Source organism: Paenibacillus mendelii, assembly GCF_024498075.1.
Lineage (GTDB): Bacteria > Bacillota > Bacilli > Paenibacillales > Paenibacillaceae > Paenibacillus_Z > Paenibacillus_Z mendelii.
In genome coordinates, this window is sequence record NZ_JANHOF010000014.1 from 151,347 (window position 1) to 172,031 (window position 20,685).

The 20,685-nt window shown below is 51.4% G+C and carries 21 protein-coding genes; 3 read left to right on the forward strand and 18 right to left on the reverse strand.

Going from position 1 to position 20,685, the window contains the following annotated elements:
- Positions 1 to 62: 62 nt before the first annotated feature.
- From NNL21_RS28725 to NNL21_RS28755, 7 genes are all read right to left on the reverse strand, one after another.
- Positions 63 to 530 carry an MEKHLA domain-containing protein gene (locus NNL21_RS28725; protein WP_204821487.1) on the reverse strand — a complete coding sequence of 156 codons (468 nt, stop codon included), beginning with the start codon at positions 528 to 530 and terminating at the stop codon, positions 63 to 65.
- Between the two features lie 172 nt (positions 531 to 702).
- Positions 703 to 915: a hypothetical protein gene (locus tag NNL21_RS28730; protein ID WP_204821486.1), complete on the reverse strand. Its 213-nt coding sequence runs from the start codon at positions 913 to 915 to the stop codon at positions 703 to 705.
- Positions 916 to 1,408: 493 nt separating this feature from the next.
- Positions 1,409 to 2,875: an MDR family MFS transporter gene (locus NNL21_RS28735; protein WP_256555555.1), complete on the reverse strand. Its 1,467-nt coding sequence runs from the start codon at positions 2,873 to 2,875 to the stop codon at positions 1,409 to 1,411.
- A 42-nt stretch (positions 2,876 to 2,917) separates the two neighbouring features.
- Entirely contained in the window at positions 2,918 to 3,346 is a 429-nt protein-coding gene (locus tag NNL21_RS28740) for a MerR family transcriptional regulator (RefSeq protein ID WP_204821485.1), read from the reverse strand.
- A 217-nt stretch (positions 3,347 to 3,563) separates the two neighbouring features.
- Positions 3,564 to 4,346 (reverse strand): nucleotidyltransferase domain-containing protein, encoded by a 783-nt coding sequence (locus NNL21_RS28745; protein ID WP_204821484.1) that lies wholly within the window; start codon positions 4,344 to 4,346, stop codon positions 3,564 to 3,566.
- A 74-nt stretch (positions 4,347 to 4,420) separates the two neighbouring features.
- Positions 4,421 to 4,603, reverse strand: a complete 183-nt coding sequence (locus NNL21_RS28750) for a hypothetical protein (protein ID WP_204821483.1) — start codon at positions 4,601 to 4,603, stop codon at positions 4,421 to 4,423.
- Positions 4,604 to 4,734: 131 nt separating this feature from the next.
- Positions 4,735 to 6,360, reverse strand: coding sequence for a glycosyl hydrolase (locus NNL21_RS28755; RefSeq protein WP_256555556.1), 1,626 nt, complete (start codon positions 6,358 to 6,360; stop codon positions 4,735 to 4,737).
- Between the two features lie 229 nt (positions 6,361 to 6,589).
- Between NNL21_RS28755 and NNL21_RS28760 the strand changes: the two genes are divergently transcribed.
- Together NNL21_RS28760 and NNL21_RS28765 are read left to right on the forward strand one after the other, a co-directional pair.
- A complete protein-coding gene (locus NNL21_RS28760) occupies positions 6,590 to 7,531 on the forward strand; it encodes a hypothetical protein (protein WP_204821482.1) in 942 nt (313 codons plus the stop codon).
- 73 nt (positions 7,532 to 7,604) lie between these two features.
- Entirely contained in the window at positions 7,605 to 7,829 is a 225-nt protein-coding gene (locus tag NNL21_RS28765) for an NHLP leader peptide family RiPP precursor (protein WP_204821481.1), read from the forward strand.
- A 36-nt stretch (positions 7,830 to 7,865) separates the two neighbouring features.
- On the opposite strand, the gene NNL21_RS28770 is transcribed toward NNL21_RS28765, so the two are convergent.
- On the reverse strand, positions 7,866 to 9,785 hold the full coding sequence (locus NNL21_RS28770; RefSeq protein WP_204821480.1) for an ATP-binding protein: 1,920 nt from the start codon (positions 9,783 to 9,785) through the stop codon (positions 7,866 to 7,868).
- A 211-nt stretch (positions 9,786 to 9,996) separates the two neighbouring features.
- Here NNL21_RS28770 and NNL21_RS28775 point away from each other — a divergent pair, with 211 nt between their 5' ends.
- Positions 9,997 to 10,830, forward strand: coding sequence for a M15 family metallopeptidase (locus tag NNL21_RS28775; protein WP_204821479.1), 834 nt, complete (start codon positions 9,997 to 9,999; stop codon positions 10,828 to 10,830).
- 73 nt (positions 10,831 to 10,903) lie between these two features.
- Here NNL21_RS28775 and NNL21_RS28780 read toward each other — a convergent pair whose 3' ends face one another.
- From NNL21_RS28780 to NNL21_RS28825, 10 genes are all read right to left on the reverse strand, one after another.
- Positions 10,904 to 12,346, reverse strand: coding sequence for a nicotinate phosphoribosyltransferase (locus tag NNL21_RS28780; RefSeq protein WP_204821478.1), 1,443 nt, complete (start codon positions 12,344 to 12,346; stop codon positions 10,904 to 10,906).
- Positions 12,347 to 12,410: 64 nt separating this feature from the next.
- Positions 12,411 to 12,953 (reverse strand): cysteine hydrolase family protein, encoded by a 543-nt coding sequence (locus tag NNL21_RS28785; RefSeq protein WP_204821477.1) that lies wholly within the window; start codon positions 12,951 to 12,953, stop codon positions 12,411 to 12,413.
- 57 nt (positions 12,954 to 13,010) lie between these two features.
- Positions 13,011 to 13,796 carry an NUDIX domain-containing protein gene (locus tag NNL21_RS28790; protein ID WP_204821476.1) on the reverse strand — a complete coding sequence of 262 codons (786 nt, stop codon included), beginning with the start codon at positions 13,794 to 13,796 and terminating at the stop codon, positions 13,011 to 13,013.
- A gap of 254 nt (positions 13,797 to 14,050) precedes the next feature.
- Positions 14,051 to 14,383, reverse strand: a complete 333-nt coding sequence (locus tag NNL21_RS28795) for a DUF1904 family protein (RefSeq protein WP_204821475.1) — start codon at positions 14,381 to 14,383, stop codon at positions 14,051 to 14,053.
- A 387-nt stretch (positions 14,384 to 14,770) separates the two neighbouring features.
- Positions 14,771 to 15,526, reverse strand: a complete 756-nt coding sequence (locus tag NNL21_RS28800; protein ID WP_204821474.1) for a DeoR/GlpR family DNA-binding transcription regulator — start codon at positions 15,524 to 15,526, stop codon at positions 14,771 to 14,773.
- A 55-nt stretch (positions 15,527 to 15,581) separates the two neighbouring features.
- Positions 15,582 to 16,616 carry a DUF4432 family protein gene (locus tag NNL21_RS28805; RefSeq protein WP_204821473.1) on the reverse strand — a complete coding sequence of 345 codons (1,035 nt, stop codon included), beginning with the start codon at positions 16,614 to 16,616 and terminating at the stop codon, positions 15,582 to 15,584.
- Between the two features lie 23 nt (positions 16,617 to 16,639).
- Positions 16,640 to 17,188, reverse strand: coding sequence for a D-lyxose/D-mannose family sugar isomerase (locus tag NNL21_RS28810; protein ID WP_204821472.1), 549 nt, complete (start codon positions 17,186 to 17,188; stop codon positions 16,640 to 16,642).
- Between the two features lie 59 nt (positions 17,189 to 17,247).
- On the reverse strand, positions 17,248 to 18,498 hold the full coding sequence (locus NNL21_RS28815) for a carbohydrate kinase family protein (RefSeq protein WP_204821471.1): 1,251 nt from the start codon (positions 18,496 to 18,498) through the stop codon (positions 17,248 to 17,250).
- Position 18,499: 1 nt separating this feature from the next.
- Positions 18,500 to 19,672: a Gfo/Idh/MocA family protein gene (locus NNL21_RS28820; RefSeq protein ID WP_204821470.1), complete on the reverse strand. Its 1,173-nt coding sequence runs from the start codon at positions 19,670 to 19,672 to the stop codon at positions 18,500 to 18,502.
- Positions 19,669 to 20,514, reverse strand: a complete 846-nt coding sequence (locus NNL21_RS28825) for a class I fructose-bisphosphate aldolase (protein ID WP_256555557.1) — start codon at positions 20,512 to 20,514, stop codon at positions 19,669 to 19,671. The genes NNL21_RS28820 and NNL21_RS28825 overlap by 4 nt, the downstream gene beginning before the upstream one ends.
- Positions 20,515 to 20,685 lie beyond the last annotated feature (171 nt).

Sequence of the window (20,685 nt, forward strand, 5' to 3'; positions counted from 1 at the left end):
CAGTATAATCGATCGGACGTCCGCGAACCATATGACATTTTCGCACAAAAAAGAGCCTTGCATTATACGTACGCATAGTACGCAAATGCAGCGGCTTGTCCATAATAGTGACCTGTATCATCGGTTAAATTAAAAACGACGGCTTCATGAATTCGAAACCGGGTGCCCGCGCTGGATATCCGAATTCCTTGATAAGTATCTATGTAGCCCTTCTCCGCTACCGCCTCCAGAAATTGCTGCCGCTCGGCTCGAATCATTGGCTCGGCCGTCAGTCGTGATGGCGTTCGGGTGAACGTATTCCAGTCCATCTCCCAGAGCTCAAGCGCAGCCCGGTTTCCATAATTCAGCACCGGATCGTTCTCCAAACCGTGTGACAGCACGACGATTGGCGATTCGAACAACGCGTCTGCCGACTTCTCTCCAGGTGCCACCGTTAGAAGCGGTTCGCCAAGCAGCCTCGCATAGCTATCCAGAATAAATTGGGCATGACGTTCGCTGGCACCGGCTCCTTGCAAGGATTGAAGCTTCATGATGTCCATTCTCCTCTCTGCGATGCTCGAAACAGCACCCTGAAATTAACAATAGCATATAAGAGCACTTGAAGTGTTCTATTCCCCGCATAAATTCTGCTCAGATTGACTGACCTGTACAATGAAAATCGGAGGCAGCATGCTGCCTCCGATTCTGGGATTGGCTCTAGAACTAAACGCCCATTTTCTTGCGCTGGTTGTTTACTTTCTTCGTGTTCTGGCTCTTCATCGTTTGCTGATTGCCGCCAGGTCCGAATTTTTGTTTGCTGCCGTTTGCCTGCTCCTGCTTCTTCTGAGCCAGCTTCTGTTTCACCGCATCGGCCAGTGAAATCTTCTTCTGCTCTTGCTTTTCTTCCCCTTCCGGGGTCACTTGTTCTTCTGTCATGAGATCACCTCATTTGCATATTCTCTTCATATTGTATCGCTTTTTCGCAAGGCTTACCAGATGACATATGGACGGGTCACGCACGAGCCATGCGAAGGGGCGTCACTTGGCCGCAGCGTTCGAAATCCGCTGCGGATTAGGCAGCCGTAAGCAAATGACATGCATCACGACTACCTTTATTAATACCACCAGCCATGAGATGGAAAACAAAAAAACCACGGGCGCATCCGCCCGTGGTTGTAAGATTTGAGTCCGCTTATGCTGATCTGCTCGAAAAAAGCATCTCAGCAAGTTTACGAAAACAAAATCAATTCACCATCATGAGGCCGTCGATGCCGATCTACGAGCATGTGCGACAAAACAACTCGGGTCGTCATAGCATTGTATTTCACGGTCATCAGCCTCCTAGCCAGTATATTAATGCCATAATCATAGTGGAGACGCCATCATTTGTCAACCTAAACAATCCCGCTTATCTATTCTTTGGATCCGGCTATTTCGTCATGAGGGGCTCAAGAAACGCCTCGCTAACGGGCTTATGCTCTCTCCGAAGCATAAAGGTAAAGGGAATGGCCACGATGACGAGCACAATGCCGATAATGAACACTTCCTGGATCGATTTGGAGAGCGCCAAGTCCGCTGCTTGAGGAGCTTGCGCATTCCCATCTTTCATATGCGTAAGCGTCCGGGCTGTCAGGATGCTGCTGAAAATACTAACCGACAGCGCCGCCGTCCCCTGCCGGATCCAGTTGGTTACGGATGAAGCATGACCCGAGAACGAGCTTGGGATCGCGGTCATCCCCGCATTCGTAACCGGCATATTGCAAAATGCGATCCCAATATAACGGATAGCCAGCCACATGGTGATGAAGAACATTCCGGTGAGCAAGCCCATGCGGCTTAGCTCCCAAGTGGCAAAGCCCATAATGACGATGCCGATCAGAATAAACCGGAACGGCCCAACCTTATCGTAATATTTGCCCACTATGAATGAGAACAAAGCCAATAGCAGCGACCCCGGGAGCATGATGAGCCCCGTATGCAGAGTGGAGGAATGTTGAATTTTTTGCATGTAGATCGGCACTAGAAACGTACCTGCATACAACGATATCGTAATCACGCAATTGATGATCAAGCTATAGGTAAATCGGGGTACCTTCAACACATGTAGATTCAACAACGGATTGCTGACGTGTAAGGTGCGTTTAATGAAGTACGTCAATATGATGATTCCTACGAGCAAGAGGCAGATCGTTTTCCAAGAGAACCAGCCCCAATTATGACCCTCGCTGAAGGTGAACAATAGCGAGCTTGTGCCTAAGATGACAGCAATGAACCCTAGCACATCAAGCTTGATTCCGCGGCTCAACCGATAGTAAGGAATGAAACGCTGTGCCATCGTAACGGCAATAATCCCGACCGGCAAATTCATGATGAACAACGATTTCCAACCGAAATATTCGGTCAGCCAGCCGCCAAGCGTTGGGCCGAATGCGGGTGCCAGCATAGCCGAAACGCTCCACAGGCCAATGGCTAGCGCTTGCTTCTCTTTACGGATGACTTGATAAATAATGGTCATTGTCGTAGGCATAATAATGCCGCTGAATAAGCCCTGCAAGATCCGGAACACAATCAGAGATTGCATATTCCAAGCCAAGGTGCACAGCGCCGATGTCGCAGTAAACCCTAATAAGGCATATACATATAACCTTTTGTAACTGAGCTTATCGCCCATGAATCCGATTATCGGCGCAATGATACCCGTGGCCAGCATGAAACCCGACATCATCCACTGCACGGTGTTCAGCTCTGCATGAAAGTCCGCCATAAATACCGGCAGCGCCACATTGATCGTCGTCGTGCTTAGAACAGCCATAAAATTGCCGAAGAATACGGCTATAATGATGGTCCAGAACAACTTAGACCCTATAAGCGCCTCAGCCTGATCTTTCGTATCCAATCCAATTCCCTCCAACCTTACACCGATGTTTATGAGCTGGGTTCATTCCGTCTTAAGCTTGTGAATGGCTTCTTGAACGCGTCCAGATAAGGAGAGGAGCTCTTCCTTAAAGGTTTCCATTCTCTTCATTTTCGATTCGATCATCTCGATCTCTTTGCTGAACACCTCACCGATCTCGGTGAGGTTCTGCAGCCGCTCAGCCTGATCTTCCGAGGATCTCACCGAATGACGGTAGTGGTCGATGGTTTCATTCATCTGGACAAACTGCTGAAGCTCGACCAGCGAGAACCCAAGCACCTCTTTGGCCAATACGATCTTATTCAATCTTTCGATGTCTTCCTCCGTGTATATGCGCATGCCGCCCTCTGTCCGGTCCAGTGTCTCGATTAAACCTAACTCTTCGTAATACCGGATTGTGCGTTTGGTTAGCCCTGTTTTCGCAGCTGCTTCTTCGATCTTGTAGGTTGCCATCGCAATACCCCATCTCCCAATTTCTTGTAGGTACTAGCATAATCCTCTTTTACGTTAACGTCAACGTTAACTTTTGCTTACCCCTATGGTGTTCTGATTCCGTCCTCTCCATTCCAAGCCTCCCGAGCGCGTAATGAATAATAAAAAAGGCGGTCCCTGCGCTTATGCGCAGATCCGCCTCCAGCCATAAAACTTCTTACATCGTTCACGTTCACGTTCAAGCCCAAGCCTCATGCAGTACCGATCGGAACAACTCGTCGAGACGTCCGTCCATATCGCCTTCGCTGCGTGGCAATGCACCTGCAATTTGTTCATACTCGGCGAGCTTACTCTCCACAAACTCGTTGATGACGCCAATGCGTTGCCCCAGGTCGAGCTCGACTCCGGCACGCTTGCGGACCAGCAAATCGTCGATCGCCAAGACCAGCTCATTGCGCTCAGGGAGCATCTCCACGACCAGCGTCTCGAATGCGATCGGAGGCATCGTGCCTCTCTCCAAGATCCAGGCACAGGCCAGGATCGGCCTCAGCACGTAGAAATACTTCTTGAGCTTCACGAGGTCGCCCTGCAGATACTCCCGGTAATTGCCTCTAGCCATATGCAAATAATGATGCATGCATGATTGGGGTGAGAAGGTTGCCGTAGTCAACGCCCTAATCCGATCAGCTGCAGAATAGGTCTCCGAGTAACAAATCGGCGATTGCAGCCACTCCAGCAGTGGCGGGTTTGACTTGCGGAACAGGTTCAACGCCTTCTTCAAATCCCAGCCGTTCATGTCCAGCATGTCGTTGATCGGCCGTTCAATGACATCACGACGTTCGAAGATCGATAAGTACCATTCAGCCGGCCGAATGTAGAGAAACCGGACATCGTAATCGCTATCCTGGGAAGGGAAGCCCCAGGCCCGACTGCCGGACTCGCACGCATATAGAATACGAACATTCTCCTGCGCTTCGATCAGAGCCAGCTCCTGCCTTATTTTTGTCTGGATATCTGCCATTTAGCATTCCCCCCTCCCTAAAAAAATCCGCAGCCCGGTATGCCCCTTACGCATGATGACACCCGCTTGCCTATCTATTCCCGAAGCGCATCCTTCAGCTTCGTCGCCATCCGATCCTGCGACTGGCCGCGAAGAACGCCTCGAAGCTTGATGACATCCTGCTTAAGCCGCTCATTCTCCGCTCTCAAGCCTGCGATCTCCAGCTTAGCCAGCCGTAGCTCCTCCATGAGCTCTTCGCCTACTTCCATTGCAAGCAACCGCCTTTCTCCTCTATCCGTCCTTCTTGTTGTAAGCTTCATTGTAGCTTGAATGGAGCAAGACGACAACTGTGAGCGTTAGGCCTGCATACGTGCTTCCTTTATTCAAAGGTTTACAAGCGGGAAGCTGCTTAACCTTTTACCGTGACGTAAACACTCCGAGTCGTCACCAGTTTGTTTGTATTATCGTAGGCTTTGACGATCACCTCGATCTTCTTCCCCTTGTAGGGGGTGAAATCGATATGTACCGTCCATGGCAGTGATACCGCTGTCCCCACATTGCGACCGCCAATCTCATAGGTGACCTTGGCAAGCCTCGGGGACCACGTCTTCACGTATGCGGACATCTTGTGTTTGCCCGCTGCCACCGCCCCTCCACTGATCTGCTTATAGGCAACCGGTGACTCTGCACCGACGGCGCTAAGATAGAACGGATTGGCAATGGATGTTTTATAAGCGTCCAGCAGCTTCCGGTTCGCGGACAGCATATAATATTTGATCCGGTTCGAAGAGTCGTGATTGCTGTCGAACCAGAATACGCCCTTCACCTTCGGATACAGCATGGGAAGCGAAGCATAGAACTCTTTGGTTTTGTAGACCGCCCAATCGGTCTTATCCAGCTTCTTCTCCGGATACATGTAGGAGATGCCGCCCTCTGAAATAAAGATCGGCTTCCGCGCCGCATACATCTTATAAATGTTGTCAAACTTCTCGACATGGCTCGATCGGTCCTCGCCCAGCTTCAGCGGATCAAAGGCCGGGTTGAAGATGGTGTATAAGCTGACCCCCACCCAATCGACATAGGCATCGCCGGGATAATAATCGCTTATGTTATGCTCTGGAAGCCGGTCCGGGGACCACACCATGACAACATTATCCGGCGCCTCCTCTTTGAACACCTTCGCCACTAGCCGGAATTTCTCGATATATGCCTTCGGGTCACCGTGCCACGGTACCCAATCGCCATTCATTTCGTTGGCAAATCTCAGAAACACCGGAATTCCGGATTCTCCGACCTCACGGGCAAGCCCGCGCAAATACGCATCGTCCTTCACCTCCGCGAGCCCTTTCATCGGTTGCAGGCCGAGCTGGAGCGCAGTCCCGTTCGCAGCAGCTTGGCTAATATGATTCTTCAGATTCGAGAATGGCTTGCCGTATGTAAAATAAAGCAAATAAGCCGCATGCTTCTTGCCGGTCAGCTCCGGAAACCCAGTTGTATAGAACGGCTTCCCGTTTGCCGGGTTGTGAACAACCGGATCCAATTCGGCATAGGCACCCAGGAGTGCGCCGTTCTTCGGCTCGAATTTCGCCCCATGATAATTTGCTCCGCCAACAGAAGCTGCATCGGTCTCGATGAACAGCTGCGCTGTACTGCGCAGCATGTCGGCTTTTCGTTTAGCCGCGAGGCTGACCTGCGTCTGTGATGCTTTATCCGCGTAGGAGGATTCCAAATCCCAGTTCGATACGGCATCGTCGTAACGCTTCAACAGCACATAGTTATCGCCGATCCGGCGGTACATATTCGCGGTATTGCCGTACTCTTTCTTGGCGACGAAATCAGCGACTGCCTGTTTATACTTGGCGATAGCACCCGCATAATCTTTCTTCTGCTCCAGCTTCTGCGCCTCTTTAACAAGTCCCCAAACATTGAGCGCCTTAACTTCATTGTCGTTTACGACGGTTAGCAGCATAACTATCGCTATCGCCAAAATCGCCATACGCCCAAAGGCTCTCATCTTTTTCCCGGAATTCATCATCCACGCCCCCGATTTAGTAGGTATAAAGTCTATAATAGTTTTATTTTACTATATACCGATAAGAAAGGAAGACATATTCCTCCAAATAATGTGAGCGATGTGAGGTTTATGCAAGAGAGTGATTGGTCCCTATAGGGCAAAGGAGCGAATTTAGGATGTACAAGCGGGACGAATTTTGATATGTATGTGGTATTGCTGTTAACGATATCCTTGCCGAAGGAGATATATAATGAAAGATTGGAAGACTCGCTATGATGAGGATTTACAAGACGTATTTACCGAAGCCATTCGCATCATTCATACGTATCCGGAGCCCCTTAAAGAACGCGGCCAACGTTATCTCCATGCGTTCAATCCCTTGGTGAAGGAAAGCACGAAGAATTATATCTGCTATTTGCTTCCTTGCTGGATGCGGCCCATGACTGGCGTGGATGCGGAAACGGCCAGAAGCCTCTCGCTTGCCAACGTGTTCGGCATGCTCTATTTTTTTGTCCAAGACGACTTAATGGATACGGCCCCTTCGGAATGGAAGGAAGAGCTTGCGCTTGGCAATCTGTACCACAGTACGTTCCTGCGTCTCTATCGCGAGCAATTCGACTCTTCTTCCCCCTTCTGGGACTATTACGGAACGTATATTGCGGAATGGTCCGTAAGCGTTGCAACGGAAGGCATGCCATATGATTTTGAAGCGAATCCTTCCAGACTTGCCAAGAAATCCGGTCCGGTCAAATTGGCGAGTACGGGTTCCTTTCTTCTCAGCGGCCGCGCGGAGCTAATCGAGGCGGGATCCAATTATGTCGAGAATGTGCTCATAACACTCCAAATGGTCGATGATTGGATGGATTGGGAGGCCGATCTGGCAGATGGAAGCGACAACAGCCTGCTTTCTTTCATCTGCGCTGCTTTAAGCCTCGAGAACCGGGAGTCATTAACGCGAGAGTTGGTGAATGAATGCCTGTATTCCAATGACATATTCCATGCGTTCGCCCGCATGGCAAGGGTACGCCACGAGCAGTTATCAACCTTGCGACACGATTCTCCAGACCTATATGATTTTCACGAATCCTTGACCCTGGACCTAGTAAATGCCGCAAATTCATTGCACACAAAGAAAAAGTCATTGATTCGTGGCGGTTTATCGCAGTGGCTGTCAGAAAATATCAAATTTTAGTAGATTTTATGTATAACGAATGGTAAAATAGTCTCATGTTTCTATTACATATATAGAGGGATGGGCGATGCAAATGGATCAAAAACAAGAATTATACAATCAAATTATTGAAAAAGCGTGGAGCGATGCTGCTTTTAAAGCAAAACTGCTTGCTGACCCGCATGCAGCCATTCTAGAATCCTTCAACGTAGAGATTCCCGCAGACATTCAATTAACCGCTCTGGAAGAAACGCCGACTAAATTCTACATCGTCATACCGCCGAATCCTGAAGTGTCCGCTCCAAACGGTCAATGGTAGTTCCTCATACATAAATAAAAACGGTGCCCATTTCAATTATGAAATGGACGCCGTTTTTATTTGCGGGCTTACCAATGGAAATCGCAGCGTTGCCACGGTACCGACTCCCTTTTCACTCTGGAACTGCAATTTGCCGTGCATTAATTCAATAATCCGGAACGTAACCATAAGTCCAAGCCCCGTACCCTTCGTCTTGTTGGAGAAGTAGGGCTCCCCCAGCTTGGCAAGAATCTCCTTATCCATCCCTTCTCCATTATCTCTGATCTGGATGATAACCTCTCCATGCTCTTCATAGGCCGATAGCTGGATAAGTCCATTCCCCTTCAAGGACTCGATGCTATTCTTAATAATATTGATTAGCGCCTGTTTGAATTTCGAGGAATTTCCCTCTACAAACAAATCTGTCGGAATGGAGGATTGAATTTTACCTCCTTGCAAATTAGCAAGCGGGACGATGATTCCTTCAACCTGAGTGAGCTCATCATGCAGATTCAGTGTGGTCATCTCTTCCAATTGAGGCTTGGCGAACGTCAAGTAATTCGTGATGATGCTTGCCGCTCGATCGAGCTCGTCAATGGCCAGCTTCAAGTAATTGCGCTCCCGGTCCACTCGCGTATTTTCACCTAATAGCTGCAGAAATCCGCGGGTAACCTGCATCGGGTTTCGCACCTCGTGAGCGACGGAAGCGGCCAGCTGGCTGATGATCTCCATCTTCTCAGACCGCTGCAGCTGGTGATTGAAGACTTCCAGCTCTTGCGAGTACTTCACGATCTGCCTATGATTATAAGCCAATCTTCGACCCAGCAGCACAAGTAAAGATAAGACGAATCCGACGATTCCCCATTTCCACATATAGAACTTATAATGACCATCGTTCATGAAATACAAGATGAGCTCGCCTACACCCGCTGCGGTGAATATCCCGAATCCGGACGATACAATGATAGCTTCCTTACTCCCCTTAATCGCGAACATGATCGACCTGCTAATAATGAGAGCAAATTGTAAGAGTCCGATCAATCCTACAATCGTCACCGTGAAGAGGTCATACAAGCCGAAATAGCTGTAGGATGTGAAATCGTTAACGATCGTAGCCACTAAACAAAAGCAGGAATAATAGATTTGAAATTTACGAAACTTGCGTATGATCCCCTTAGGTCCTGCACCAAAAATAACTTCAAAAAAATAGGTCAGTGAAGGGATGAACAAATAAAGCGCGATATCGAACAGGTCTAGAAAAACGACTCCGTATTCGCCGTAATACATGAACAGAAAGGGTGCATAGGTTGCGATGAGAATACCGATTGCCAGAATGACCAGGCTTAAGGATATCCAGCTTTTCCGCTGCTCCTTACTAAGAAACATCGAACATATGAGCATCACGACCGCCATAAACAAGAATGCGAAACCAAGCACGATATCCAGCAAATCCGCCTTCGTATACTTGTTGAGCAGCTGTTGGTAATCCCCAATAAGCAGCTGTTGATATAATCCAAGCGAGGCTGAATGCGTCTTGCCGAAGATCAAGACCGTCTTCAATGAATCCTCTGGGCTTAGCGGCAATAGAAACCGGTTATTCTCATGCAGATTCGCTCGACTATAGGAATGGATGCTTGTTCCGTCCACGAAGATTTCAAAGTGTTGTCCGTACAGTTTTTCGATAAGGATGCCGCTGTTCGCATTAATTTGAGGCAGCTGGAATTTGATCCACATCGAGGCGAGATTTGAGGGCTTGTCTGGAATCACATCATTCGAATTGACCGGAATCCAATCATGGGCATTATTCACTTGAGGCAAGTGGGTGGAATCGGGATCCTCCGTCCACTGTATCTCCCAATTGGTTATGGAATGGGTGGACAAATTCGATTCAGCATAAGCATAGAATGGAACCACCAGATTGAAAAATAAAACGGATCCTATAATTACAAGCCACATTCTAATGCGCACGGCATTCATTCAAGCACCTCTGGTCGTCATTTTAATACTTATTTCGACAAACTTCGATAAATGCCTTTCTGAAGTCTTAGTTATTTTTTCTATTTTTATTGATATAAATACATAATAGACTTATTCTACCTTCGAATGTTACAAGATCGAAACAAGATTCATATGTTGTTGATATATTCGCCTTCTATAATTGAGGAACAGAAGCCAATTAGGAGGCAGCATGAAAGTGAAAAACACAAAACGCAAGTCTATTCTACCTTATATTGCCATTTCAACAATAGGCGCTACTCTACTATTTTCAGCAGTGAATCATTCATATTCCGGCGCTGCTAGTCATACTAGTAAATCCGGCATTACTACCGGTACTGGTAGCACGATCAAAACAGCGGCGGCAGCAAAATCAACAGGATCAACTTTCTTACGTGACAATGCGCCCAGCCGAACGGCAAAGAAGAACGCCTCCGGCACGCTCGTCGTAACGAATGTATCAAGCACGGTCGTGCTTGTTAATAAGAAGCGCACCTTGTCCCCGAGCTATACGCCGAGTGATCTCGTCGTACCGAACGTACCTTTCTCATTCTCCGGCAGCAGTCCGAAGAAGCAGCTGCGCAAGCCGGCTGCGACCGCCCTTGAGAAGCTGTTCGCTGGCGCCAAGAAGGATGGAATTTCTTTAAAGGCCGTATCGGGTTATCGCTCCTACGCGACGCAGAAGTCCATTTTCGCACGTAACGCGAAGCTTAAGGGCGAAGCGGTCGCCAACAAGACGAGCGCGCGTGCCGGGCAGAGCGAGCATCAGACTGGGCTCGCGATGGACGTCTCCAGCGCTTCCGTGGATTACACCTTGGAGCAGAGCTTCGGGAAGACGAAGGAAGGCAAGTGGTTGAAAGCTAACGCAGCCAAGTACGGCTTCATTATCCGCTTCGGGGAAGGGCAAGAGAAGCTGACCGGGTATTCCTACGAGCCTTGGCATATCCGTTACGTAGGGGTATGGATTGCCGGAGAGATTACACGCCAAGGAAAGACTTTAGAACAATATTTGGAGCAATTCGAGTAAACAAGAAGAACGCACTGGCCTGCTCGGGCGCAGTGCGTTCTTCTTGTCTTTCCTATCCATATATAAGTTCTGGCTACGATTTGTACCGCTGAATAAGATCCAGCTTCTGCTGCCAAGCGGTCAAGCTGAGATCGATGGGATAATTCTCCGGGTTCAGCTTACGCAGATGCTCCGGCCAGAACAGCTCCAGCTGCTCACGGTGATACGCGCGGATTTGATCCAGATCCGGCATCTTAGCAACTTGTTCACCCTCTATGAATACGGGCTGCAGAAGTGGAATTGCATCGTATTTGCTTATAACCTTGCTTAAATAAGGATGAACCGGGTCAAAGAGCGTGAGCGGGTCCCCGTTCTTAACCTCCTGCTCCTCTGTCAAGGCGATATAATCGGCTTCGGCCTTGCCCGTATCGCGGTTAATAATCCGGTAGACATCCTTGATTCCCGGAGTCGACACCTTCTCGGGATTGCCCGAAATCTTAATGACCGGCACCATTGCGCCGTCCTTCTCCCGAGCTACCAGCTTATAGACACCACCAAGCGCGGGCTGATCAGCCGCAGTTATAAGCTTCGTGCCCACTCCCCAGCTGTCGATCTTCGCTCCTTGAGCCTTTAAGTTGAAGATCAAATTCTCATCCAGGTCATTCGATGCCACAATCTTCACATCGGGCAATCCGGCCTCATCCAGCATAATCCTTGCCTGTTTGGACAGATACGCCAGGTCGCCGCTATCGAGCCGGATGGCGTTCAGCCGTTTTCCTCGAGCCTCCAGCTCCTTAGCAACCTTAATGGCGTTCACGACTCCGCTTTTGAGCGTATCGTAGGTATCGACGAGCAGAGTCACCTGATCCGGCAATGCCTCGGCATACCGCTCGAACGATTCCAGCTCGGTTTCATGGCTCTGCACCCAGGCATGCGCATGGGTTCCTTTGGTCGGAATACCAAACATCATCCCCGCCCGCATGTTCGAGGTGGCATCGAATCCAGCTATATAGCTCGAGCGGGCTCCCCATACGGCAGCATCCGCTTCCTGCGCGCGTCGCGTGCCAAATTCAAGAAGAACATCATCCGGCGCGATCTGCTTGATTCGCGATGCCTTCGTAGCAATGAGCGTTTGAAAATTTACGAAATTCAGGATGGCCGTCTCTACGAGCTGTGCTTCGAAGACCCGCGCCGTAACGCGCAGCAGCGGTTCATTCGGAAAGACGAGTGTCCCTTCGGGCGCTGCATAGATATCGCCGGTAAACCGCAGCGTACGAAGCTCTTCCAGGAACCCTTCCGCATACTGTTCCTCCTGCTCCCGCAAATAAGCGATTTCTTCGTCGCTGAAGCGGATTCCATGAATATAATCAACGACCCGCTGCAGACCTGCAAAGACGGCGTAGCCGTTGCCGAACGGCAGCTTGCGGAAGTTCATCTCGAAGGCAACCCTCTGATTCAGTGTACCTTGCACCCAATGGGCATACATCATGTTGATTTGATATTTATCCGTGTGAAGCGTCATATTAATGGTCATCATGCGAACCCCCGATTGCTTGAAGTTTGAAACCACAGCTGTTTGAATGACGTGTATCCCTACGAACTCAAAACCCTCGCACAACCTCCGCGCCAAGTACATTCTCAAAGTGGCTCAAGGCCCATTCATGCCCGGCCTCATTGAAGGAAGCGACGGCATCTGCATGGATGACGATTCGATATCCTTTGTTATAGGCATCGACAGCCGTGTGCAGAACGCAGATATCGGTACATACACCTGCCAGATGCACCTCGTTAATTCCCCTTTGCCGCAGCCTGAGCTCCAAATCCGTACCACAAAAAGCGCTGTACCGCGTTTTGTCCATCCAATAGATCGTTTGCTGGTTCGCTTTATATACCTTATCAAGCTTGCCGTACAGACTTCTGCCTTCTGTCCCCCTGATGTTGTGCGCCGGGAACAGCTTGTGCTCCGGATGAAGCACATCGCCCTCATCATGCAGATCGACAGCCATGACGACAAACTCATTCTCCTGAATGAAGCGCTCCGTCAGCTCGGCAATCCGGTCCTGGACTTGAACAGCCGGTTCTCCGCAAGGCAGCTTGCCGGTAACAAAATCAACGGTATAATCGATCGCAATAAATGCTTTCATCGTATGCACCCTCTTCTATTAGAATCGTAAGCTCCATATTGTCTTACGCAGGTTTCCTCAGCTATAGATGGACAGCCGCGGCACATAATCGGTAAAGCGGTACAGCTGAGCGGCCCGCTGGGAGTGGCGGTTCGACAGCATGGGTTCGCCAGCTCTATTTCTTACTTCCTCTATAATACCTCTCCGGCTTTGCGTGGATGTAATTTTACGAATAAAATTACGTTCCTCGAAGTCCGGGACGACTGTCTGGAGAACCTGATACAGCTCGCTGATCGTAAATTCGACCGGCAGAAACGATTTGGCGATGGTCGTCGTCACCATCATCTCGCGAATTCTCGCAAGCGCATCCTGCAAGATGAGATTATGGTCGAATGCCAGCTCCATTGCGGCTGCCTCATCCATGGAGAACAAGCCGACCTCCGCCGCATCGCTCGCCGCTTCCCGGGACGACAGCTCCACTTCATTCACCAATGCGAAGAAAGCGTGCGAGATCATCCAGCCTCGCGGATCCCGATTCGGGGCGCTGTATGCATTGAAATATTCAATGTGGACGTTCTTCACACCGGTCTCCTCACACAGCTCGCGCTTCGCGCACTCGTGCACGGTTTCGGTTTCATTCGTAAACCCGCCTGGGAGTGCCCACCTGCCTTCAAACGGCCACCGCTTCCGCTTAATGAGCAGAACCTGCAGCTCCCGATGCGGCAGCGTTTTCTTCGCCTTGGCTCGGTCTGTCGAAGTAATGGTAAAGATGACAATATCGGTAGGCGCGCCATCCGGTGTCCGGTATTTACGTGCATTGTAATTCACTGATACATCGTCTTCTTGGTCTATATTTTCATTCATGCTTTCACCTGAATTCTAATATTGTCGTTTTGATATTTTCATTATGACAAAATTGAAATCATATGTCAACCTATTCCGTGCCATTATTTAATATCATACCCATTTGGCAGGAACAAAGTATGCGCTTGAAGCCGGCAGCGTCGGGTTACCAACACATGTCCTCCTCTTGGTGCAGCACCAAAAAGACTGTCGTGCCTGCAGCAACCAGTTGGTGTACAACTGATCCACAGGCCCGACAGCCTGTTGGGCTGCGCTTATTCACCGCAGGGTCGTCCATTGACATAGTACCCGTTCTCGCGGTATACCTTGAACGCCACCTCAACATCCTCCACACCTGCTGCTCGAATATGGCGGGTTATAGCCTCAGCCAACCGGTCGCGTACCGCTTGCCCGCGCTCGAACCAAGCTACTTCGATAAACGGATACGTATCTACTTGCCGGCCATCGAATACAGATACTGTCTGCAGCAGATCTATTGTAAAATTGTCCGTCCCGCATTCGCAAATCCCGGCAAGCTCATGTATAAGGGCACTGCTAATGCCTGCCATTTCATCAAATGCAATTCCTCTAACGTTTAATTGGGGCATCTCGTGCCATCCTCCTCTTAGATCGATCTTCTTTATCCAGATTCCTGCATAGAAAAATTTCGCTGCGTTCATGATAAGAATAGTCAGCTTTGTCCCTTTCTTGGACATGCTTTCAGTGAAGCATATACACGTGGATTAGCCCCTTGATGATCCACCTACTATACCGCATTACCCCAGAAATATGGAATACCTTCGTTCCAGGCATTCCATAAGCCGTTGTGCTCTCTTCAGAACATCCGCCTGCTGCAATCCCTAGACAAAAGAACGAGCCCCCGATTAGGAGACCCGCTCTTTTAGGACAAACCGGCTGGCCGAAACATCCCACTTGATAGCGCACGGGCACCGGAATAGACATATCCACGGCCCACAGCTCTGCGAGGGTGATGTTCAGCCTTCCAGAATCGCAACCGAAGCTTCCCGGCACGCCTCCAGCAGCTCCGAATCAGGAAGCCGATCGGTGATGATCCGATCGGCCTTAGCTAGCTCTGCGAAGGAGACGAGTACATTGGCACCGAATTTCGAATGGTCAATGACAATGTTAACCTCGGAGGCCTGACGAATCGCCAGCTTCTTGATTTCGGCCTCGTAGACATTCGAGTTGCTGAAGCCATGCAGTCCCGAGACGCCGGTTGCTCCAAGGAAGACGCGGTTGAACGCCATGGAAGCAATCGTCTCCGACGTGATCGGCCCAACCAGCGTAGAGGTCGATTCCAGAATCATGCCGCCTGCGACAATCGTCGGTATACGTTTATCCAGGAGCTCGCCCGCCACGTTCAGCGCATTGGTCACAACCGTGATACCAAGTCCGGGCTTCAAGGCCCGGGCTATCTGAAGCGTCGTTGTTCCCCCGTCGATAAACACGGACTCACCCGGCTCGATCAGCTCTGCCGCTTTACGGCCAATGCGGATTTTCTCATCGGTCATATAGTCGGCCCGGTCCTGCAGCGCCACATCCTTGCCTACCAGTATCGCACCGCCGAAGGTACGCCGGACAGCACCGGTTTGCTCCAGCTTCTCCAAATCGCGCCGGATCGTCATTTCAGTGACACTGAACAGCTCCTTCATCTCGATGACTTTAATCTCACCGTCCATCTTCAGCCGCTCCATCATCTGCTGCTGTCTGGCATTCAACGCGATCGACATGCTAGGCACTCCGTTTCCGTTCGTTAATATAAACTTCTTCTATTATCGCTTTCCGTTATCCGATGTTCAACTCCAAATCATAGCGGACCTGCTCCCCCGGCTGGAGCATGACCCGCAGACGGTCAGCCTCCTCCGGCGGAGCGCCGTCCATGCCGCAGTTCGCCGGCTCAATGCCGAGCACGTGAGCACCCTCCGCCGGCAGCTTCCACTGCACCAGCTGCGGAAGGGTATCCGTCCCCCAGCTGAGCGTCACATTCAACGGAATATACCGCCCCCCGGCTTGCGGGAATTGAGGCTGCCGGATATTCGCAGAGACACGTTGTCTCAGTGCGTCCGGTTTATGATAATAGCAGCGCTCCAGATAGCCGGCTGTCGGCTCCTGCCAGCGATCATAATCTTTGAGCGGGGTCTCCGCCTCGCGAGGCTGAACTGTTCCCGGAGGAAAGGTTAGCTCCGCGCTTTCGCTAAGCAGCGGGAATCCAAAGTTAAAGTGATACAGGATCATATGCGGACATGGCTCGAACCCGGCATTCTCCACCGTATCGGTTATCGTAATCCGATTCTCCCCCAGCCGGCTGCGAATTTCACGGCGCATACGGAGATGTCCTCCGAACAAGGCCGTTTCTTCCATTGTGCCGCTTATCCGCATGTCGTAATCGTCACCGCTCCATTGCCCTTCTGCAGCTACCTGCCGCGCCGGTGTATGGTGAACGCGGCCATGAAGCCCGAATTGCCTTCCATCATGCTCTGCTGTCCAGCCGGCATGCATCAGGCCGCAGGTCATCAGCAGACCGCCCGAGGCCGTCCTGAGCCAACCCGCTCCTTCCGGTTCATAGTACATCGGATGGATGTCGCCCCCTGCCGCCTGCCAGCTGATCGGCGTCCCGCCGAATTCAGCCAGCGAGAGATCGAGTCCCTTCGTCGGCGAGACCGTGTAGGAAAGTCCCGCACCCGTGCGGACTTGAATGATCTCCGTCCCCTTCTCCGGTCCTTCGGCACATTCAAACCGGCGGATGCCGCCGATTTGCTCCAGCTTGCCTATGTGCGCTTCCAGCTCACGCCGTGTCCATGATCGTCCATATAGCTCCATCGCTTCACCTTACCTCCTTCGCGCTAATCCTCGATAATAACAGGCATGCGTTCCACATTCGGATCGGTGAAGATATCGAATTCATCCCGGCTTGTGCTGGAAAATTCCGATACGATCGCACCCTCTTCGCCAGCTTGAAACCAATGAAGTGTTCCTGGCTCAATCGTATACTGCTGACCCGGGTTAAGCTCGATCTCATGCATGGCGGTATAATAAGCTTCACTGCCGGCCGGAATACGCGCCTTAATTTGCGGCGCAGCTTCTCCCTCGACGTACAGGTACACCTTACCCCAACGGCAGCGGAACGTCTCCGTCTTGCCTGGATCGCTGCCAACCGGCGGGTGAAGATGCTCCGGACACGTTTGTCCTGGAAAGAGGACGAGCTCCTTAGCGCAATAACGATCGATGTTAATGTAGGTTATGAGTTCGAGTCCCTGCGTCTCCAAATCATTCAAACCGAATGATGCGACTTCAATCTGGGTTTGTTCCTCTGGCGTAAGTACGATTCCTGCTTGCTGGAACAGCTTGGCGGTACGCGCCTGTGCCTCCCGAACCTGACTACGTTTTAGCATGGTCTTCAGCCTCCCATTAGACTATGATCGCTTCATAACTATCGGCTTTACGCCGATGCTTAGGCGTATTGCGCGTCTCCCTGCCCGAGCCACACATGGACCCCGCCAGCCTGCTTGCTGTCGGTGCCTGCAGCCGCAAGCTCGCGGAATTGCTCAAGCCCCTGCTTCGGCGGATGCTGCTTCCATCCCGCTTCAATTCGTGCCTGGACAGCGTCCCAGGGCAGCACGCCGCTTGTTGCATCCTGCTGCTCGACGTTGCAGGCCCCTACGCCTACCGCACTCACAAGCGCAGCCTCCGGCCGAAGCTGCTGCATCATACCGGACAGGAAGCCTGCGATCGTGCAATCTCCGGCTCCTGTCGTCCCGGCAACCTCCACCTTGAAGCATGGCGTATACATCTCCCGGTCCGTCCATGCCGCCGCATCGGCCGGCTGGTATCTACCCATGCTTTGGATCCGCTGCCGGTCCGCCGTCGTTCTCATATAAAGTCCGAATTCCCCCAGCTTGAGTACAACTACAGCAGCTCCCATATCCAGCAGCTCATCAGCAAGCTCACGAAGCAGCTCTCCATCCGCGTATGGAAGAAGATCGGCTGAGCCGTGCTCCGCTTGAAGACGATCCGACAGCTCCCGCTTCAGCATGAAGAGGACCTCCTCGAAGCTGGGGAGAAACACATCCACCTGAGGCAGCGTCCGCGCCAGAATGGCCCGCCAATCCGCCTGTCCTGCTGCTGAATCCGGATCCGGCTTCGCCAGGTCGAGCGAGGTGGTTGCGCCTGCCTTTTTCGCTTGCGACATCATGCGCTCGAGCTCGCGGCCTTCATCCGTATACATCCGCCGCATGAGGGGCGGATAGCCGAAGTGGAACAACCCCGCTTCGCGCAGGAGCTCCTCCTTCAAGTCGTCAGCACCGAAGGTATCGTTTGCGCCTGTGCAGTGGAGAAATATTCGGTCAATGCCTGGCGGACTGATGACGATCGTATACGAGCTCGCTTCGCCTGGCGCAACGATCATCCCTTCCGCAAGCGCAGCGTCCTGCTGGCGGACGATATCGATGATGGCGCTGCCAAACCAGTCATCCCCAACCTTCCCCATCAATTGGGTAGGGATCCCCAGCCGGTTCAAGGCCAGCCCCGTGTTCGAGACCGCACCTCCGGTCGATAATACGGCCGGACCGATATCCACCAGCTTGCCTGGAACCAATATCGCTTCCACACCGGATTGCCGCTCATATAGAGTAGGGATCACATCCAAACAAATATGACCCCCGACGACGACCGGATACGGAAGCTGCTTGTGCTCTACAGCCACCTTACTCCCCCCAATGAATGTTCACCGTTTGTCCTGTCCGTTTCGACTCAAGGGCCGCCGTGAATACGCGATGGCTCCCTTTGGCTTCCTCAGGCGTAGCGCAGCGGAAAGACTGCAGCATCTGTTCCCCATTGGCAAGCTCGTCGCAGAATGCCGCCCACATCTGCAGAATCGAATCCGAGAAGCCGAATTCGAAAATGCCTCCCGTTATCGTGCCGTAAGCCGACTTGTATGGAACATCCGTTACATGCCATGCCTGTACACCGCCCGGCGTATAAGGCAGCGAAGCAATTTGCTTCGGATTTTTTGTTGTAAACTCAGCCGACATCTCTGTCCCTTGAATGCGGATAAACCATGTGTTCGCATGGCCGGGAGCGATACGTTTCATCGACAGGACCATCGGGAATGCCTGGTCACCCGTATCGACATCGCATGCGAGGATCGCATTGTCCCATGTCTCGCAGGGGACCATCTCCCCTTTGCCGTCCGGACGTTCTTCGACGATCTTCGATAGCAGCGACCGTACGCTTTGCGGCTTCCAGCCGAAACGGAGCGGAAGATGCAGCACATGCATGCCCAGATCGCCCATGCAGCCGTATTCGCCGTTCGTGGCGATGCGGCGTTTCCAATTGATCGGTTTGTCCGGATCCAGATCGCTCGAGTGCCAGAAGCCCGCTTCCACCTCGATGATTTTACCGAAGCGCCCCTCGCTCACCCACTTGGAGATTTGAAACGCGCCAGGGAAGAACGGAAACTCCGAGGAGCAGCGTACGATAACTTCCGGATGCTCAGCCATCGCTTGAATAATGGCTTCATTCGCTTCCTTGTCGATACCGAACGGCTTCTCGCCAAGCAGATGCTTGCCGGACCGGATAATATCAACGTAAATTTGCGCATGCAGGTTATGGGGTACCGCACAGTATACCGCATCGACATTCGAATCTGCCAGCAGTAGTTGATAATCGGTATAAACCTTCTCCACACTTGGCACCGCTTGCTCGAACCAGGCAGTAGCGGCGGGATTCGCATCGCATACAGCCGTGATGCGAGGGATGAAGCCGACATCGGTAAGATGGCACCAGCGCGCAGCCGCGCTGGCGAATTCCTTGCCCATCAGACCGCAGCCGATCACGCCGAAGCGGATCACTTTCGTATTCGTCGCGGTTGCTGTCATTGCCCTTCACCATCCCCGCTCAATATCGCAAGCGCCTCATCTGCCGTGGCACCCTTATGGACGATCGCCATTAATGCGCTCGTCATGCGTGCCGGCTGTGGGTGCTGGATGACATTCCGTCCGTATACGATCCCTGCGGCACCCTGCTCCATCAGCTTCACCGTGCGGGTCATAATTTCTTCGTCAGATGCGCGGCCGCCGCCGCGTACCAGCACCGGCACGCCGGAGGCAATCTCGATGACGCGATGGTACTCATCCACATTGTCGCATGGATCGGCTTTAATCACGTCAGCGCCAAGCTCGGCAGCCTGACGGACGAGCGGCATGATTTTTTGAATATCGCCATCGACCATGTAGCCGCCCTTTGCTTCGTTCGGCAGCATGACCAGCGGCTCCACCATCAATACCATCCCATAGCGTTCGCAAGCTGACTTGAGCTTCATCACATTCTTCACACATTGAAAATGCAGCTCAGGCTGGTTCGGCAGCAGAAGGAGATTGACACAGACGGCAACCGCATCCATACGAACCGCGTGTTCAATTGCCTCGTCGATGATTTCACTGAACAAGTAATTAGGAAGCTGGGATCCGTAGATATTGGCAGCGTCCGTACGCAGCACAAGCCCTGGCTTCTTACCAGGCAGCGCCTGCAGATGCTTCGCCTGTCCCAGACTAAGCTGAATACAGTCAGGGCTAGCATCCACAATCGTTTCAATAGCACGGTTCATATTCTCAATGCCGGATAAGAAGGAATATTCATTAAAAAAGCCATGATCAATCGCGACGTCGAAGCACTTGCCTTCCTTGCTAAACATTCGGTTCATTCTCGCATTTACTGCCACATGAGACACTCCTTTGTATTTGTTTCACACAAACAATTAATGTTTGTTTATAACATCATACTACTGGAGTCCGATGATTTTGTCTATAAAAATGTTTGTTTCAATCATGATTGAGACCTTATATCGAAAACTGAAGGATTCTTCTGTATCGGTTGATCGTGGCAACTATAG